Origin of the sequence: Caballeronia sp. LZ062 (assembly GCF_031450785.1) — a bacterium.
GTDB lineage: Bacteria > Pseudomonadota > Gammaproteobacteria > Burkholderiales > Burkholderiaceae > Caballeronia.
In genome coordinates, this window is the sequence record NZ_JARTWB010000002.1 from 522,791 (window position 1) to 538,637 (window position 15,847).

The window sequence follows — 15,847 nt, forward strand, 5'->3', positions numbered from 1 at the left end:
GGCGGCCGCGTCGCGCGTCGCAATGGATTTCTTCGCTCCTTCAGCCTTCGGATGGTTTGGGCTCCCCGCGGTTCGGCTCGCCGCGGGCTTTTTGCGTGGCGCGCGGCGGTGGGCCGTGGCGGGCGCGTAGCCATCCGCGCATGAGGGGCGAGGCGCATGGCGCGAAGCGGTGGGCTACAATCGATGAACTCCCATATCAATATTCCGGCGAACGCGCGCGCGTATGCGCAGTCGTTACGTGGAACTCGAATCCGGTCCGCTATGGCTTACATGACTATCGAAGACACGATCGGCAATACGCCGCTCGTGCAACTCGTCCGCGTGGTGGACGATGAAATCCGCAGCCGCAATAACGTCGTGCTCGGCAAGCTCGAAGGCAATAACCCGGCGGGCTCGGTGAAAGACCGCCCGGCGCTGTCGATGATCAGGAAAGCTGAAGAGCGCGGCCGCATCAAGCCGGGCGACACGCTGATCGAAGCGACGAGCGGCAACACCGGCATTGCGCTCGCCATGGCCGCGGCCGTGCGCGGCTACAAGATGGTGCTCATCATGCCGGAGGACTTGTCCATCGAGCGGCGTCAGAGCATGGGCGCGTACGGCGCGCAGATCATTCTCACGCCGGTGACGGGCGGCATGGAGTACGCGCGCGATCTCGCCGATCAGATGCAGCGCGACGGCAAAGGCATCATCCTCGATCAGTTCGCGAACCCGGACAATCCGCTGGCTCACTACGAAACCACCGGCCCCGAACTTTGGCGGCAGACGGAAGGACGCATTACGCATTTCGTCTCGTCGATGGGAACCACCGGCACGATCATGGGCGTGTCGCAGTATCTGAAGGAAAAGAACGAGAAGATCGAGATCATCGGTGCGCAGCCGGAAGAGGGCTCGCGCATTCCGGGTATTCGCAAATGGCCGGAAGCCTATTTGCCGAAGATCTTCGATCGCAGCCGCGTGGACCGCGTGGAAAACGTGAGTCAGGCCGCAGCGGAGGCGATGGCGCGGCGGTTGGCGTCGGTGGAAGGTATCTTCGCCGGCATTTCGTCGGGCGGCGCGTGCGAAGTGGCGCTGCGCGTCGCGCGTCAGCTCGAGAACGCGACCATCGTGTTCATCGTCTGCGACCGCGGCGACCGTTATCTGTCGACCGGCGTCTTTCCTGCCTGAGGGCACTCATTAATCGCGGTCCGCTTGCACGGCGGACCGCCGATGAGAAGCGCGCTTACTGCGACGCGTCGCCCGCCGCCATGCGCGCCTTCACGGCCTCGCCCAACTGATACACGGCGAGCGCGTAGAAGAAGCTGCGGTTGTAGCGCGTCAGCACATAGAAGTTCTTGAGGCCGAGCGTGTATTCGGTCGCGCGGCCCGGCGTCGGCAAGTCCACGACGGTCAACGGCGTGGCGGCCTCCGCGCTCAGGTTCAGGCCCGGCTCCGTCAGCAACATGCCCGCCTTGGTCAACTGCGCGAGCGACCAGTGCGGTTCCGGCTGGCCGTCGGCCGCGGCTTGCGCGATGCCCTGGCTGCCTTCGTCGCCCGCAATCCGCCACACGACCGGACGGCCGGGCTCCCATCCGTTCTGCTTCAGATAGTTCGCGACACTGCCGATGGCATCCGCCGGGCTCGCGCGCAGATCGATGCGGCCGTTGCCGTCGAAGTCAACCGCGTATTGCACGATGCTGCTCGGCAGAAACTGCGGAATGCCGATGGCGCCGGTGTACGAGCCGAGCACGGTGGTCGGATCGATTTGCGAATCGCGGGTCCAGACGAGCAGGTCCTCGAGGTTCTTGCGGAACGTCGCCATGCGTTCCGCGCGATTCGGCGTGTTCGGATAGTCGAACGTGAGCGTGGTCAGCGCGTCGAGCGCGCGGAAGTTGCCCATGTACTTGCCGTAGATCGTCTCCACGCCGATGATCCCGACGATGACTTCCGGCGGCACGCCGAACTGCGCGGACGCGCGCTGCAACGTGGCCTGATTCGCGCGCCAGAACTTCACGCCCGCGTTGATGCGAATCGGTTCGATGAAACGCGACTGGTACGTGCGCCAGTTCTTGAGCGAAGGCGTGGGCGAAGGCAGCACGAGCTTCACGGCCGTCGCCGAATAGCTGACGCGATTAAAGAGGTCGTGCAGCGTGGCCGGGTCGAAGTCGTAGCGCGCGACCATGTCGTTGATGAACGCCTCGACGTTCGGATTGTTCGCGTACCGCTGCGGCACGATCTCTTCTTCGAACACTTGCCCTTGCGGCGTCGCGCTCTGCGGCTGCTGCGACTGCGCAAGCGCACTGTTGCCGCAGATGCCGCCGGCCGCGCAGAGCAGCGAAGCGATGATCCCGCGCGTCAGCGGCTTCAAGATCGGGTCGAGCGAGGCAAACTGAAAAGTCATAGTGTGCTTGATGAGCGATTGAGGGCGATGCCGGATGTTATGCCGTCGCATGCAGCTTCTTGCAACGATTCTTGACCGAGCGCATTGGCCTGCAACGTGCCGCCGGCGCTGGCTGCCGTGGCGTCGGGGCAGTATAACCGACGCCCCACGGTGCAATGCCCGCGCCAGCCCGCGAGCCGGCTGTATCGAACGGTGTGGTAACTTAACGTCAAATGCGCGGCGCGGGATCGCGTATGACGAAAAAAGACGAGACGAGAGCCGACGATAGCGGCACAAGGAGACATCATGGCCACCGGCTTCTACACTCACTCCGACTGCCTCCAGCACGATAACGGCCAATGGCATCCTGAATGCGCGGCGCGCCTTCAGGCAATCGAGGATCAACTCATCGCGAGCCGTATCGACGCCCTGATCGAGCGGGAAGATGCGCCACTCGCCGACGAAGCCGATCTGGCGCGCGTCCACACGCAGGCGCACATCGACTACATCAAGAGCCGCACGCCCGAGCATGGGCGCAGCGAACTGGATCCGGATACGTCGATGTGCCCGCAGTCGTATCGCGCGGCCTTGCGCGCGGCGGGCGCGGCGATCGCGGCCACCGATGCCGTCATCGAAGGCCGATACGACAACGCGTTTTGCAGCGTGCGTCCGCCGGGCCATCACGCGGAGCCGGCGCGCGCGATGGGTTTCTGTCTTTTCAATAACGTCGCGATTGCCGCGCGCCATGCGCTGGAAGTGCATGGGCTGCAACGCGTCGCGGTCATCGACTTCGACGTGCATCACGGCAACGGCACCGAAGCGGCCTTCACCGGCGACCCGCGCGTGCTGATGTGCAGCTTCTTCCAGCATCCGTTCTACCCGTTCAGCGGCGCGGACAGCCACGCGCCCAACATGGTGAACGTGCCGCTGCCCGCGCGCACGAAGGGCATGGCGGTGCGCGAAGTGATCGACATGCTGTGGCTGCCGCGTCTCGAGGAATTCAAGCCGCAGATGCTGTTCATCTCCGCCGGTTTCGACGCGCACCGCGAGGACGATCTCGGCAACATGGGACTCGTCGAAGACGATTACGCGTGGATCACCGAGCAGATTCGCGCGGTCGCCGAGCGGCACGCAGAAGGGCGCATCGTCAGTTGTCTCGAGGGCGGGTATAACCTGTCGGCGCTCGGGCGCAGCGTCGTCGCGCATCTGCGGACATTGGCGCAGATCTAGCGGGGACGCCCCAAATAGGCGGGCGTAATTAGCCGATCCGAAATCGTTATTAAGCGGAGCGTTCAGCGTCCTGTAAAATCGCGCTTCTCAAAAAGCGGCAGTTCAACAAGCGGCGGCCGGCTGCGCGGGTGCTTTCACCTGGCGAAGCCTCCGCCGTTTGCATTTTCCAGACCGGCGCATGATCGATATACGTAACCTCTCGCAGCGTTTCGCGGGACCCCGAGGCTGGGTCGAAGCGCTGCACAACGTCAATCTGACGATTCCCGCCGGCGAAGTGTTCGGCATCATCGGGCGCAGCGGGGCGGGCAAGAGCACGCTGGTGCGCACGCTTAATCTGCTGACGCGTCCGAGCGAAGGCAACGTGATCGTCGACGGCCGCGATCTCACGACCCTGCGCCCCGACGACTTGCGCGCCGCGCGCCGCGACATCGGCATGATCTTTCAGCACTTCAATTTGCTGTCGTCGCGCACCGTGTACGGCAACGTAGCGTTGCCGCTCGAACTGGCGGGCAAGAAGCGCGCGGAAATCGAAGCGGCCGTGTTGCCGCTGCTCGATCTCGTCGGCCTGACCACGCACAAGGACAAATATCCGGCGCAGATCAGCGGCGGGCAGAAGCAGCGCGTGGGCATCGCGCGGGCGCTCGCGAGCAATCCGAAAGTGCTGCTGTCCGACGAAGCTACGTCCGCGCTCGACCCCGAAACCACGCGCGCCATTCTCGACCTGCTGCGGAAGATCAATCGAGAACTCGGGCTGACCATCGTGCTGATCACGCACCAGATGGAAGTCATCAAGCAGGTTTGCGATCGGGTGGCCGTGCTGGACGCGGGGCGTGTCGTCGAAGAAGGCAAGGTCGTCGATGTCTTCATGCAGCCGCATCACGAAGTCACGCGCGCGCTAATCGGCGATGTTATCGCGCACGAACTGCCGCCCGCCCTGAAGGCGCGTGTCGCCGAGCGCCTGAAGAGCGGCAGCGGCCATTTGCTGCGGCTCGCGTTCACCGGCTCGGGCGTCGATCAGCCGATTCTTTCGGAAACGATCCGGCGCTACGAACTGGACTTCAACATCCTGCACGGCCAGATCGACGAGATTCAGGGTCAGGCGTTCGGATCGCTCGCCGTGCTGGCGGGCGGTCAGCCGGTCAAGGTCGCGGAAGCGATCGCCTATTTGCGCACGCAAGGTGTGGTGGTGGAGGAGTTGTCTCATGTTGAGTGAAATGTTCGACATGTTCGTGCAGTCGTTCTGGGAAACGCTGATCATGGTCGGCATCTCGGGACTCGTCGGCGCGGCGGTGGGCCTGCCGCTCGGCGTGCTGCTGTATCTGACCGACCGCGACGGCGTGCTCCGGAACATGGCCGTCAACCGTGTGCTCGGCGGCATCGTCAATGCAGTGCGCTCGACGCCGTTCATCATCTTGCTGGTCGCGGTGATTCCGTTCACGCGGCTGATCGTCGGGTCTTCAATCGGCACCGCGGCGGCCGTCGTGCCGCTGACCATCGCGGCAGCGCCGTTCATCGCGCGGCTCGTCGAAACGGCGCTGCGCGAAGTGGATCGCGGTCTCATCGAGGCGGCGCAGGCCATGGGCGCGACCACCAGCCAGATCGTCTTCAAGGTGCTGCTGCCGGAATCGCTGCCGGGCGTCGTCGCGGGACTCACCATCACGTTCGTCTCGCTCGTCGGCTATTCGGCCATGGCGGGCGCAATCGGCGGCGGCGGTCTCGGCGATCTCGGCATCCGCTACGGTTATCAGCGGTTCCTGCCGGAAGTGATGCTGGCGGTCGTCGTCATTCTCATTGTGTTCGTGCAGCTCGTGCAGTCGTTCGGCGACTGGCTCGTGCGCCGTCTGAGCCATAAATGAGCCATAAATAATTCCATCGAAAAAAAAGGTCAGCACATGCAACGTCGATTCATCCTGAAGTTCGCCGCGGCGCTCGGCGCGGCATCGCTCATCAGCACGGCCGCGCACGCGGACGACAACGCCATCAAGGTCGGCGTGACAGGTGGCCCGCACGCCCAAGTGATGGAAGTGGTGAAGCAGGTCGCCGCGAAGAACGGGCTGAAGATCACGGTCGTCGAGTTCTCGGACTACGTGCAGCCGAACGCGGCGCTAGCGGCCGGCGATCTCGATGCCAACAGTTACCAGCATCAGCCGTATCTGGACGCGCAGGTTAAGGACCGCGGCTACAAGCTGATCAAGGTGGCCGATACGGTCACGTTCCCGATGGGCATCTATTCGAAGAAGCTCAAGTCGCTGAAAGAATTGCCCAACGGCGCGCGCATCGCCGTGCCGAACGATCCGACCAACGGCGGCCGCGGTTTGCTGCTGCTGCAAAAGCAAGGTTTGCTCAAGCTGCGCGCCGATGCGGGCCTGAAGGCGACGCCGCTCGATATCGTCGAGAATCCGAAGAAGCTGAAGATCGTCGAGCTGGACGCCGCGCAGATCCCGCGCTCGCTCGGCGATGTCGACGCCGCTGCCATCAACACGAACTTTGCGATGGAAGCCGGCCTGAAACCGAAGTCCGACGCCATCGCCATCGAAGATCCGCACGGGCCTTACGCGAACATCATCGCCATTCGCGCGTCCGACAAGGACAAGCCGTGGGTCGGCAAGCTCGTGGCCGCCTATCATTCGCCGGAAGTGAAGCAGTTCATCGAGGGCAAGTACGCCGGTGCGGTTATCGCGGCGTGGTGAGCGCTTATCCGAATTCGGGTTTTTTGGGATACAAAGCGAACGACCGTTCTATTAAAGTGGACGCAAATTTATTGCACGCTGACCCGGCTCGCTCGTCGATGGCCGAAGCGCGAAACGCGCCGCTCGTATAATGACGCTGGGTTGACGTAATCGTAACTTTGGAGCGTGTGGATGAAAATTCTGGTGCCAGTCAAGCGCGTGGTCGACTACAACGTGAAGGTCCGCGTGAAATCGGACAACACGGGCGTCGAACTCGCCAACGTGAAGATGTCGATGAACCCATTCGACGAAATCGCCGTGGAAGAGGCGGTGCGTCTGAAGGAAGCGGGCGTCGCAACCGAAGTGATCGTGGTGTCGTGCGGCGTCACGCAATGCCAGGAAACGCTGCGCACGGCGCTGGCGATCGGCGCGGATCGCGCGATTCTGGTCGAATCTGCCGAGGAATTGCAGCCGCTGGCAGTCGCGAAGCTGCTCAAGGCGCTCGTCGATCAGGAAAAGCCGGAACTCGTGATTCTCGGCAAGCAGGCCATTGACGACGATTCGAACCAGACCGGGCAGATGCTCGCCGCTTTGGCGGGCCTGCCTCAAGCGACGTTCGCATCGAAAGTCGTGATCGCCGATGGCCGCGCCACCGTCTCGCGCGAAGTCGATGGCGGCGCGGAAACGCTGTCGCTGAAGCTGCCCGCGGTCGTCACGACGGATCTGCGCCTGAACGAGCCGCGCTACGTGACGCTGCCGAACATCATGAAGGCGAAGAAAAAGCCGCTGACGACGGTCACGCCCACCGATCTGGGCGTCGATGTCACGCCGCGTCTGAAGACGCTCAAAGTCACCGAGCCGCCCAAGCGCAGCGCCGGTGTGACGGTGCCGGACGTGAAGACGCTGGTCGAGAAACTGAAAACCGAAGCGAAGGTGATCTAACGTGACGACTCTGGTGATTGCGGAACACGACAACGCGTCGATCAAGGCGGCGACGTTGAACACGGTCGCGGCAGCGGCCAAGCTGGGCGGCGACATTCACGTGCTCGTCGCGGGATCGAACGCGCAGGGCGCGGCGGATCAGGCCGCGAAGATCGCGGGCGTTTCGAAGGTGCTGCTGGCGGATGCGCCGCAGCTTGCCGAAGGCCTCGCGGAGAACGTCGAAGGCACGGTGCTGAACATCGCGAAGGACTATTCGCACATCGTTGCTCCGGCGACGGCTTACGGCAAGAACATCGCGCCGCGCATTGCCGCGCATCTCGATGTCGCGCAGATCAGCGAGATCACCGCTGTCGTCAGCGCCGACACCTTCGAGCGCCCGATCTACGCGGGTAACGCGATTGCGACCGTCCAGTCGAGCGATCCGATCAAGGTCATCACCGTGCGCGCGACGGGCTTCGATCCGGTGGCGGCGGAGGGCGGCAACGGGTCGGTCGAGAAGATCGAAGCAGCGGCGGACGCGGGCGTCTCGCAGTTCGTGAACCGCGAAGTAACGAAGCTGGACCGGCCCGAACTGACGAGCGCGAACATCATCGTCTCCGGCGGGCGCGGTTTGGGCAGCGGCGAGAACTACACGCAAGTGCTGGAACCGCTCGCGGACAAACTGGGCGCAGCGCTCGGCGCATCGCGCGCGGCGGTCGATGCCGGTTACGTGCCGAACGACTATCAAGTCGGCCAGACGGGCAAGATCGTCGCGCCGCAATTGTATGTGGCCGTCGGCATTTCGGGCGCCATTCAGCATCTGGCCGGCATGAAGGACAGCAAGGTGATCGTCGCGATCAACAAGGACGCCGAAGCGCCTATTTTCAGCGTGGCGGATTACGGACTGGTCGGTGATCTGTTCGCGGTCGTGCCGGAACTGGTGAAAGAACTCGGCTGACCGCGTGCGTCGCGAGCGGCGCCTGCAATAAAAAGACAAAGGGGCGCGACAACCGTTGCGCCCTTTTTGCATCCGCAAACGAGAGAGGAGACAAACGATGAGCTACCGCGCGCCCATGAAGGACATGCTGTTCGTCATGAAAGAACTGGCGGACATCGACAGCATCGCCGCGCTGCCGGGCTATGAGGACGGCAACTTCGACACCGCGCAGGCCGTCGTCGAAGAGGCCGCGCGCTTCTGCGGCGAAGTGCTGGCGCCGCTGAACGTCACCGGCGACCGCCAGCCCAGCACGTGGGCGAGCGGACAAGTGACGACGACGCCTGGCTTCAAAGATGCGTTTCGCCAGTTCGGGGAAGGCGGGTGGCAAGGCATCGTGCATCCGGCGGAATTCGGCGGACAGAACCTGCCGAAGCTGATCGCGACTGCCTGCATCGAAATGCTCAATTCGGCCAATCTCTCGTTCGCGCTGTGTCCGCTGCTGACGGACGGCGCCATCGAAGCGTTGCTGACGGCCGGCAGCGAAGAGCAGAAGGCGCGTTATCTGCCGAAGTTCATCTCGGGGGAATGGACCGGCACGATGAACCTCACCGAGCCGCAAGCGGGCTCGGATCTCGCGCTCGTGCGCACGCGCGCCGAGCCGCAGGGCGACGGCACGTACAAGCTCTTCGGTACGAAAATTTTCATCACGTACGGCGAGCACGACATGACGGAGAACATCGTGCATCTGGTGCTCGCACGCACGCCGGATGCGCCGGAGGGCGTGAAGGGCATTTCGCTTTTCATCGTGCCGAAGTTCCTCGTCAACGACGACGGTTCGCTCGGCGCGCGCAACGACGTGCACTGCGTGTCCATCGAGCACAAGCTCGGCATCAAGGCGAGCCCGACCGCTGTGCTGCAATACGGCGACCACGGCGGCGCGGTCGGCTATCTGATCGGCGAAGAGAATCGCGGCCTCGAATACATGTTCATCATGATGAACGCGGCGCGCTTTGCCGTCGGCATGCAAGGCGTTTCGGTGTCGGAGCGAGCGTATCAGCAGGCGGTCGCATATGCGAAGGAACGCGTGCAAAGCCGCCCGGTCGATGGCAGCGCGAAGGCGGCGGTGCCGATCATCCAGCATCCGGACGTGCGCCGCATGCTCGCCACGATGCGCGCTTATACGGAAGGCGCTCGCGCGCTCGCGTATGTCGCCGCCGCGCACAGCGACCTGGCGCACGCGCATCCGGAAGAAGCGGTGCGCAAGCGCCATCAGGCGGTCTATGAATTTCTCGTGCCGATCGTGAAGGGCTTCAGCACCGAGATCTCGGTTGATGTCGCGAGCCTCGGCGTGCAGGTGCATGGCGGCATGGGCTTCATCGAGGAGACGGGTGCCGCGCAGCATTATCGCGATGCGCGCATCTTGCCGATCTATGAAGGCACGACCGCGATTCAGGCGAACGATCTGATCGGCCGCAAGACGGTCCGCGATGGCGGCGCAACCGCGCAGGCGCTTCTGGCCCAAATCGACCAGACCATCGCGGCGCTCGCGGAAATCGACGGCCAGCCGTTCAAGTCGATGCATCGCCATTTGAGCGCCGGCAGCTTGTCGCTGGCGCGCGTCATCGAGTTCGTCGTCGCGCGGTTCAAGAGCGATCCGAACGCGGTGTTCGCGGGCAGCGTGCCGTATCTGAAGCTCGCGGGCACCGTGCTCTCCGGCTGGCAAATGGCCCGCGCGATGCTCGTCGCGCAAGCGAAGCGCGCCGAGGACGAGCCGTTCTACTCGGCGAAGATCGCGACCGCCGAGTTCTTCGCGGAGCACATTCTGTCCCACGCGCCCGGCTTCGAGGCGGCGATCGTGAGCGCCAACGGACACGAAGGCGTGCTCGCGTTGAGCGAAGATCAGTTCTGAAAACGACGACGGCGCCTTTGCAGGCGCCGTCGCTGATCGAGGGCGATTCGGGCTTCAGACTCCCGCGTACGCCGGCCGCCCCTTCACGCTGGCATCGCCCAAATAACGATGCACCGACAAGTCGTCCGAGCGGATCGCGGGCTGTCTGCCGGACATGAGATCGGCGAGCAACTGGCCCGAGCCGCACGACATCGTCCAGCCGAGCGTGCCGTGGCCGGTGTTCAGAAAGAGGTTGGGCACGGGCGTGCGGCCGACGATGGGCGTGCCGTCCGGCGTCATCGGGCGCAGGCCCGTCCAGAAGCTCGCGCTCGCGGTGTCGCCGCCGCCGGGGAACAGGTCGTTCACGCACATCTCGAGCGTCTCGCGGCGCGCCTGCTTCAGCGTCTTGTCATACCCGACGATTTCCGCCATGCCACCGACGCGAATGCGGTCGTCAAAACGCGTGATCGCGATCTTGTACGTTTCGTCGAGCACGGTGGAAACCGGCGCGCGCTTCGCATCGACAATCGGCGCGGTGATCGAATAGCCCTTCAGCGGATACACCGGAATCTTGACGAGATCGCCGAGCAGCTTCGGCGAATACGAGCCGAGCGCGACGACATACGAATCTGCCTTGATCAGTTCGCTGCCGCATTGCACGCCCGCGATGCGGCCGTTGCTCACGCGCAGCGCGTCGATTGGCGTGTTATAGCGAAACTCGACGCCTAGCGCTTCGGCCATGGCGGCCAGGCGGGTGGTGAACATCTGGCAGTCGCCTGTTTCGTCGTTGGGCAGGCGCAGGCCGCCCGTCAGCTTGTGCGATACGGCGGCGAGCGCGGGTTCGGCCTTCGCCAGTTCCGCCGCCGACAGAAGCTCGAACGGCACGTTGGCTTCCTTGAGCACAGCGATATCTTTCGCGGCGCCGTCCAGTTGCTGCTGGGTGCGGAACACCTGAAGCGTGCCGCCCGTGCGGCCTTCGTACGCAATGCCCGTGTCGGCGCGCAGCGCCTGCAGGCAATCGCGGCTGTATTCGGCGAGGCGCACCATGCGGCCTTTGTTCACCGTGTAGCGCTCCTGCGTGCAGTTGCGCAGCATCTGCCACATCCACTGAAGCTGGCTCATGGTGCCGTCGAGGCGGATGGCGAGCGGCGCGTGCTTTTCGAACATCCATTTGACGGCCTTGAGCGGCACGCCCGGCGCGGCCCACGGCGACGCGTAACCCGGCGAAATCTGTCCCGCGTTGGCGAAACTGGTTTCGAGCGCGGGGCCGGCTTCACGGTCGATGACCGTGACTTCGTGTCCGGCGCGAGCGAGGTAATACGCGCTCGTCACGCCGACGACGCCGCTTCCCAGAATAACGATTCGCATGTGATCTCCGTTTCCGATCCGACTGGACAGTCGCGAATCGCACGAGGGCTGCGACGGATTGTCCGGCCAGTGTTATCGCCTATACTATTGGCTGTAAGGCAGTTTTAGTTATCGTATTTCGCGGATTTTCAGGAAGGAAACGATGAGAACGCAGCGAAATCCCCTTCGGACGCTCGATAAACTCGATCACAAGATTTTGAGCATCCTGCAGCAGGACGGGCGCATCGCGATGAAAGATCTCGCGGAGCGTGTCGGCCTTTCGGTGACGCCGTGCATCGAGCGCGTGCGGCGCATGGAGCGCGATGGCGTCATCACCGGCTACTACGCGCGCGTGAACCCTGCGCAGCTCGGCGCGGCGCTGCTCGTGTTCGTGGAGATCACGCTGGATCACAAGAGCGGCAACATGTTCGACCAGTTCCGGCGCGAGGTTCAGCGCATTCCCGAAGTGCTCGAATGTCACCTCGTTTCGGGCGATTTCGACTATCTGATCAAGGCGCGCATCGGCGAGATGGCTGACTATCGCAAGCTGCTCGGCGACATTCTTTTGCAACTGCCGGGGGCGGTGCAGTCGAAAAGCTACGTGGTGATGGAGGAGATCAAGGAGACGCTGACCATTCCGGTCGACGTCTAAAAAACGCTTGCGGTCGCCGCGCGATACTGTATATTTGTACAGTCCTTTGAGACGCTGAACTGTGACCGCAATGCCCACGCCGGACGATGAATTTCCTGTCGCGCCGCCTTCGCCGCTGAAGGGGCGCGGCGCTGTGTCCAATATTCAGGGGCGCTACGAGAAAGACGAACGTGAGCGCATCGACGACGGCTGGACGCATGAAACCGCCGACGACGAAGGTTCACCGCCGCTGCGCACGCAGGTTTTCGAGGAGCGCGCGAAGGGCATTCTCACGCGCAACAACTCGCCTGATATTCCGTTCACGGTTTCCTTGAACCCGTATCGCGGCTGCGAGCACGGCTGCATCTACTGCTTCGCGCGTCCGACACACAGTTATCTGGGGCTGTCTCCGGGGCTGGATTTCGAAAGCCGCATCTACGCCAAGATCAACGCCGGCGAATTGCTCGAGCGTGAATTGGCGAAGCCGAGCTATCAACCCGATCCCATTGCGCTCGGTGTCAATACCGACGCGTATCAGCCCGTCGAGCGGGATCTGAAGCTGACGCGGCGGGTAGTCGAGATTCTGCACGACTGCGGGCATCCGTTCGCGGCGATCACGAAGTCGTCGCTGATCGAGCGCGATATCGACCTGCTCGCGCGCATGGCCGAGCGCAAGCAGTTCATGGCGGCGATCACAGTCACGACGCTCGACGCCGACATCGCGCGCACGCTGGAACCGCGCGCCGCCACGCCGTCGCGCCGGTTGCGCACCATTCGCACGCTCGCCGACGCGGGCATTCCGGTTGGCGTGAGCATTGCGCCGGTGATTCCGTTCGTCACTGAACCGGACCTCGAGCGGGTGCTGGAAGCGTGCGCGGAGGCGGGCGCGACGACGGCGAGCTATATCGTGCTGCGCCTGCCGTGGGAAGTCGCGCCGCTTTTCAAGGATTGGCTCGCCGCGCACTTTCCCGATCGTGCGGACCGCGTGATGAGCCGCGTGCGCGACATGCGCGGCGGCAAGGACTACGACTCGGACTTCGCCACGCGCATGAAGGGCGAGGGCTTGTGGGCCGACATGCTGAAACAGCGCTTTAGTCAGGCGACGAAGCGGTTGGGGCTGAATCTGCGCAATCGCGGCATTCTGGATATGTCGGAATTCCAGCGGCCCGCGAGCGTCAAGGTGCAGCGAGGGCCCGTCTCTCCTGCGGGTGGCCAACTGAATCTTTTCTGACTTATTGCGACAACGTCTTGGCGGCTTCGACCTGTCCTTCGAAATACGTCTGGAACGTGAGCGCAAGCCCCGTCATCAGCAGGAAAGCGCCGATCAGCAGCGAAAAAATCACCACGAAGATCACGGTCCAGCCCGAGCGGCTCTGACGTTCCGTGTGGGCGTTGAACTGCGCGTCCCACTTCGCATCGGGTCGCAGGCCGTAGACGATCGCGGAGAGAAACGCCGCGAGCAGCGACACCGCTCCCGGCACGGCGAGCACCCAGCCGAGCACCGAAGTACGCTCGGTTGCAGCGAGCAGCAGATAGCCGACTGCGCCCATCGCGATTCCGACAATGTGCGCCCAGCCGTACTTGTCGCGCATGCCATACAGATAGAAGCGGTGCAGACCGATGCTGCCGAAGAAAAACGCAAGCGCCGCGGTCAGTGTTTTGGAGCGGAAGTACGGCGGCGGCGCCTTGCCCGCGGGCTTCGGGCCGGACTGCGCGGCAAAGGACGAGGAAGTCATCGTGAGATGCGGTGATAAAATCGAATTCGTCATTTTACGATGCAAGGCGCGGCCTAGACACAATGCGACAAATGGGTCGCGGCGGCTCGTCGGGCACACGTCAGCAGCAAAAAATGCGTTAAGTGTTTGTTAGGGCTTCGGATTCCCGTTATAATCGCGTGTTCTGGTAGTTCCGAACCCCGGTTTTCAAGGATTTCAGCATGGTCATCATCCGCTTGGCTCGTGGCGGCTCGAAGAAGCGCCCGTTCTACAACATCGTCGCAACCGATTCGCGTAGCCGCCGTGACGGCCGCTTCATCGAGCGCGTGGGTTTCTACAACCCGGTCGCCACGAAGGGCGAATCGCTGCGTATCGCTCAAGATCGCCTGACCTACTGGCAAGGCGTTGGCGCGCAACTGTCGCCGACCGTCGAGCGCCTGGTCAAGCAATCGAAGCAAGCTCAGCCGGCTGCTTAAGCTGTCTTGCTGCTTGCCGACTGGGGCGGCGCGTCACGCTGTCAAGCGTAAGCAGTCGCCCGAGTCGCTTCATATTTGCCCAAAGGTTCGCTGATGCCCGCGCGTGATCCTCAAAACGGCCACGAGTCCGGTTCCGTCAGTCAACCGAAGCCGGGGCAACAGGAAGGTGCCGCCACGTTCGGCGCGTTCGTCCGCAAGCCGGGCGCGCGCCGCGTGGCGGCCGGCGTTTCCGGCGCAGGCAAGTCCGAAGCACACGTCGAGGGCATCGAGCCGGCGGAAACGCTGCCGGAAGACGCCGTCGAAGTGGGTTTCATCGTCGATGCCTACGGCCTGAAGGGTTGGGTCAAGGTCGTGCCGCACGCGCACGGCAAGTCGGGCGGCGACGCGCTGCTCGCGGCGAAGCGTTGGTGGCTCGTCAAGAACCGCGATCGCAAATCCGCGCGCTGTTTGCAGTCGAAAGTGCACGGCGATTCGATCGTCGCGCGCTTGTCGGGCTGTGACGACCGCGACGTCGCGCTGGCGCTGAAAGGACATGCCGTGCATATCGCACGCAGCGACTTTCCGAAGCTGGACGACGAAGACGAGTTTTACTGGGTCGATCTTATCGGCCTAGATGTCGAAAACGAAGCGGGCGTGGCGCTTGGCCGCGTCGCCGACATGATCGACAACGGCGCGCATTCCATCCTACGGGTCGAGTACCCTGCGACGAACAAGGATGGCCAGCCCGTTACCGGCGAGCGGTTGATTCCGTTCGTCGGCGTGTATGTGAAGACGGTGGATCGGGCGGCGAAGCGTATCGTCGTCGACTGGGACGCCGATTATTGAAAGCCATCGGCAGAACACGGAGAGGGCGATGCAGTTCGATGTCGTGACGCTCTTTCCCGAGATGTTTCGCGCGCTGACCGACTGGGGCATTACCAGCCGGGCGGTAAAGCAGGGGCGGTTCGGTCTGCGTGCGTGGAATCCGCGCGATTTCACCACGGACAACTACCGTACCATCGACGACCGTCCTTACGGCGGCGGCCCCGGCATGGTCATGCTGGCGCGTCCGCTGGAAGACGCGATCAACGCGGCTAAGGCAGCGCAGCGCGAGCAGGGCATCGAAAACACGCGCGTCGTGATGATGTCGCCGCAAGGCGCAAAGCTCGACCATGATCGCGTGATGCGGTTCTCGCAGGAACCCGGCCTCGTGCTTCTGTGTGGCCGGTACGAAGCGATCGACCAGCGGTTGATCGATCGCGTGGTGGACGAGGAAGTGAGCCTCGGCGACTTCGTACTATCGGGCGGTGAATTGCCCGCCATGGCACTGATGGACGCCGTCGTGCGCCACTTGCCCGGCGTGCTGAACGACGCGCAATCGGCGGTGCAGGACAGTTTCGTCGACGTATTGCTCGACTGTCCGCACTACACGCGGCCCGAGGAATACGAAGGCGTGCGTGTGCCGGATGTGCTGCTCGGCGGCCATCACAAGGAAATCGACGCCTGGCGCAGGCGCGAAGCGTTACGCAACACATTCATCAAGCGGCCCGATCTGATCGAGCGGGCGCGCAAAAGCAAGTTGTTGAGCCGTGCCGACGAGGCGTGGCTCGCAAGTCTCGCGAAGGACGTGTCGAAGCCGCAGTGACGCTTCGAGCGACGAGCGGGACAATGGGGGCGCCGAGTCACATCGGCGCCGGA

Annotated in this window: 16 protein-coding genes; 13 read left to right on the forward strand and 3 right to left on the reverse strand. The window is 63.5% G+C overall.

Annotated elements, in window-relative coordinates; translation table 11 throughout:
- Positions 1-261 precede the first annotated feature (261 nt).
- The gene (cysM, locus tag P9239_RS08430; RefSeq protein WP_309750037.1) at positions 262-1,164 is read left to right on the forward strand and encodes a cysteine synthase CysM; all 903 of its coding nucleotides are present in this window, start codon (positions 262-264) and stop codon (positions 1,162-1,164) included.
- Positions 1,165-1,219: 55 nt separating this feature from the next.
- Here cysM and mltB read toward each other — a convergent pair whose 3' ends face one another.
- Positions 1,220-2,377 carry a lytic murein transglycosylase B gene (gene mltB, locus P9239_RS08435; RefSeq protein WP_309750038.1) on the reverse strand — a complete coding sequence of 386 codons (1,158 nt, stop codon included), beginning with the start codon at positions 2,375-2,377 and terminating at the stop codon, positions 1,220-1,222.
- A 285-nt stretch (positions 2,378-2,662) separates the two neighbouring features.
- Here mltB and P9239_RS08440 point away from each other — a divergent pair, with 285 nt between their 5' ends.
- From P9239_RS08440 to P9239_RS08470, 7 genes are all read left to right on the forward strand, one after another.
- Positions 2,663-3,586, forward strand: a complete 924-nt coding sequence (locus P9239_RS08440) for a histone deacetylase family protein (protein WP_309750039.1) — start codon at positions 2,663-2,665, stop codon at positions 3,584-3,586.
- A gap of 178 nt (positions 3,587-3,764) precedes the next feature.
- Complete coding sequence (locus P9239_RS08445) at positions 3,765-4,799, forward strand: methionine ABC transporter ATP-binding protein (RefSeq protein ID WP_248320294.1); 1,035 nt, start codon at positions 3,765-3,767, stop codon at positions 4,797-4,799.
- Positions 4,789-5,442, forward strand: coding sequence for a methionine ABC transporter permease (locus P9239_RS08450; RefSeq protein WP_175944601.1), 654 nt, complete (start codon positions 4,789-4,791; stop codon positions 5,440-5,442). The genes P9239_RS08445 and P9239_RS08450 overlap by 11 nt, the downstream gene beginning before the upstream one ends.
- A gap of 36 nt (positions 5,443-5,478) precedes the next feature.
- The gene (locus P9239_RS08455; protein WP_309750040.1) at positions 5,479-6,276 is read left to right on the forward strand and encodes a MetQ/NlpA family ABC transporter substrate-binding protein; all 798 of its coding nucleotides are present in this window, start codon (positions 5,479-5,481) and stop codon (positions 6,274-6,276) included.
- 171 nt (positions 6,277-6,447) lie between these two features.
- Positions 6,448-7,197, forward strand: a complete 750-nt coding sequence (locus tag P9239_RS08460; protein WP_309750041.1) for an electron transfer flavoprotein subunit beta/FixA family protein — start codon at positions 6,448-6,450, stop codon at positions 7,195-7,197.
- A 1-nt stretch (position 7,198) separates the two neighbouring features.
- The gene (locus tag P9239_RS08465; protein WP_309750042.1) at positions 7,199-8,134 is read left to right on the forward strand and encodes an FAD-binding protein; all 936 of its coding nucleotides are present in this window, start codon (positions 7,199-7,201) and stop codon (positions 8,132-8,134) included.
- 97 nt (positions 8,135-8,231) lie between these two features.
- Positions 8,232-10,022 (forward strand): acyl-CoA dehydrogenase, encoded by a 1,791-nt coding sequence (locus P9239_RS08470; protein ID WP_309750043.1) that lies wholly within the window; start codon positions 8,232-8,234, stop codon positions 10,020-10,022.
- 54 nt (positions 10,023-10,076) lie between these two features.
- Here P9239_RS08470 and P9239_RS08475 read toward each other — a convergent pair whose 3' ends face one another.
- Complete coding sequence (locus tag P9239_RS08475; RefSeq protein WP_309750044.1) at positions 10,077-11,369, reverse strand: D-amino acid dehydrogenase; 1,293 nt, start codon at positions 11,367-11,369, stop codon at positions 10,077-10,079.
- 142 nt (positions 11,370-11,511) lie between these two features.
- Between P9239_RS08475 and P9239_RS08480 the strand changes: the two genes are divergently transcribed.
- On the forward strand, positions 11,512-12,000 hold the full coding sequence (locus tag P9239_RS08480) for an Lrp/AsnC ligand binding domain-containing protein (protein ID WP_175944590.1): 489 nt from the start codon (positions 11,512-11,514) through the stop codon (positions 11,998-12,000).
- 70 nt (positions 12,001-12,070) lie between these two features.
- Positions 12,071-13,210, forward strand: coding sequence for a PA0069 family radical SAM protein (locus P9239_RS08485; protein WP_309750045.1), 1,140 nt, complete (start codon positions 12,071-12,073; stop codon positions 13,208-13,210).
- A gap of 1 nt (position 13,211) precedes the next feature.
- Here the strand turns inward: P9239_RS08485 and P9239_RS08490 are convergent, their stop codons facing one another.
- A complete protein-coding gene (locus tag P9239_RS08490) occupies positions 13,212-13,715 on the reverse strand; it encodes an NINE protein (protein ID WP_309750046.1) in 504 nt (167 codons plus the stop codon).
- A 200-nt stretch (positions 13,716-13,915) separates the two neighbouring features.
- On the opposite strand from P9239_RS08490, the gene rpsP reads away from it, so the two are divergent.
- The 3 genes from rpsP (at position 13,916) to trmD (ending at position 15,794) form a co-directional block, all read left to right on the forward strand.
- The gene (gene rpsP / locus P9239_RS08495) at positions 13,916-14,170 is read left to right on the forward strand and encodes a 30S ribosomal protein S16 (RefSeq protein WP_175944588.1); all 255 of its coding nucleotides are present in this window, start codon (positions 13,916-13,918) and stop codon (positions 14,168-14,170) included.
- A gap of 93 nt (positions 14,171-14,263) precedes the next feature.
- Complete coding sequence (gene rimM, locus P9239_RS08500; RefSeq protein WP_309753943.1) at positions 14,264-14,995, forward strand: ribosome maturation factor RimM; 732 nt, start codon at positions 14,264-14,266, stop codon at positions 14,993-14,995.
- Positions 14,996-15,023: 28 nt separating this feature from the next.
- On the forward strand, positions 15,024-15,794 hold the full coding sequence (trmD, locus tag P9239_RS08505; RefSeq protein WP_309750047.1) for a tRNA (guanosine(37)-N1)-methyltransferase TrmD: 771 nt from the start codon (positions 15,024-15,026) through the stop codon (positions 15,792-15,794).
- Positions 15,795-15,847 lie beyond the last annotated feature (53 nt).

Excerpts from the sequence above, each read along its gene's own strand:
- P9239_RS08485 (WP_309750045.1), top strand. The coding sequence starts at position 12,071 with ATGCCCACGCCGGACGATGAATTTCCTGTCGCGCCGCCTTCGCCGCTG.
- P9239_RS08490 (WP_309750046.1), bottom strand. The coding sequence starts at position 13,715 with ATGACTTCCTCGTCCTTTGCCGCGCAGTCCGGCCCGAAGCCCGCGGGC.
- mltB (WP_309750038.1), bottom strand. The coding sequence starts at position 2,377 with ATGACTTTTCAGTTTGCCTCGCTCGACCCGATCTTGAAGCCGCTGACG.
- P9239_RS08455 (WP_309750040.1), top strand. The coding sequence starts at position 5,479 with ATGCAACGTCGATTCATCCTGAAGTTCGCCGCGGCGCTCGGCGCGGCA.
- P9239_RS08445 (WP_248320294.1), top strand. The coding sequence starts at position 3,765 with ATGATCGATATACGTAACCTCTCGCAGCGTTTCGCGGGACCCCGAGGC.
- trmD (WP_309750047.1), top strand. The coding sequence starts at position 15,024 with ATGCAGTTCGATGTCGTGACGCTCTTTCCCGAGATGTTTCGCGCGCTG.
- P9239_RS08450 (WP_175944601.1), top strand. The coding sequence starts at position 4,789 with ATGTTGAGTGAAATGTTCGACATGTTCGTGCAGTCGTTCTGGGAAACG.
- cysM (WP_309750037.1), top strand. The coding sequence starts at position 262 with ATGGCTTACATGACTATCGAAGACACGATCGGCAATACGCCGCTCGTG.
- P9239_RS08475 (WP_309750044.1), bottom strand. The coding sequence starts at position 11,369 with ATGCGAATCGTTATTCTGGGAAGCGGCGTCGTCGGCGTGACGAGCGCG.
- P9239_RS08480 (WP_175944590.1), top strand. The coding sequence starts at position 11,512 with ATGAGAACGCAGCGAAATCCCCTTCGGACGCTCGATAAACTCGATCAC.
- P9239_RS08440 (WP_309750039.1), top strand. The coding sequence starts at position 2,663 with ATGGCCACCGGCTTCTACACTCACTCCGACTGCCTCCAGCACGATAAC.
- P9239_RS08460 (WP_309750041.1), top strand. The coding sequence starts at position 6,448 with ATGAAAATTCTGGTGCCAGTCAAGCGCGTGGTCGACTACAACGTGAAG.
- P9239_RS08470 (WP_309750043.1), top strand. The coding sequence starts at position 8,232 with ATGAGCTACCGCGCGCCCATGAAGGACATGCTGTTCGTCATGAAAGAA.
- rpsP (WP_175944588.1), top strand. The coding sequence starts at position 13,916 with ATGGTCATCATCCGCTTGGCTCGTGGCGGCTCGAAGAAGCGCCCGTTC.
- rimM (WP_309753943.1), top strand. The coding sequence starts at position 14,264 with ATGCCCGCGCGTGATCCTCAAAACGGCCACGAGTCCGGTTCCGTCAGT.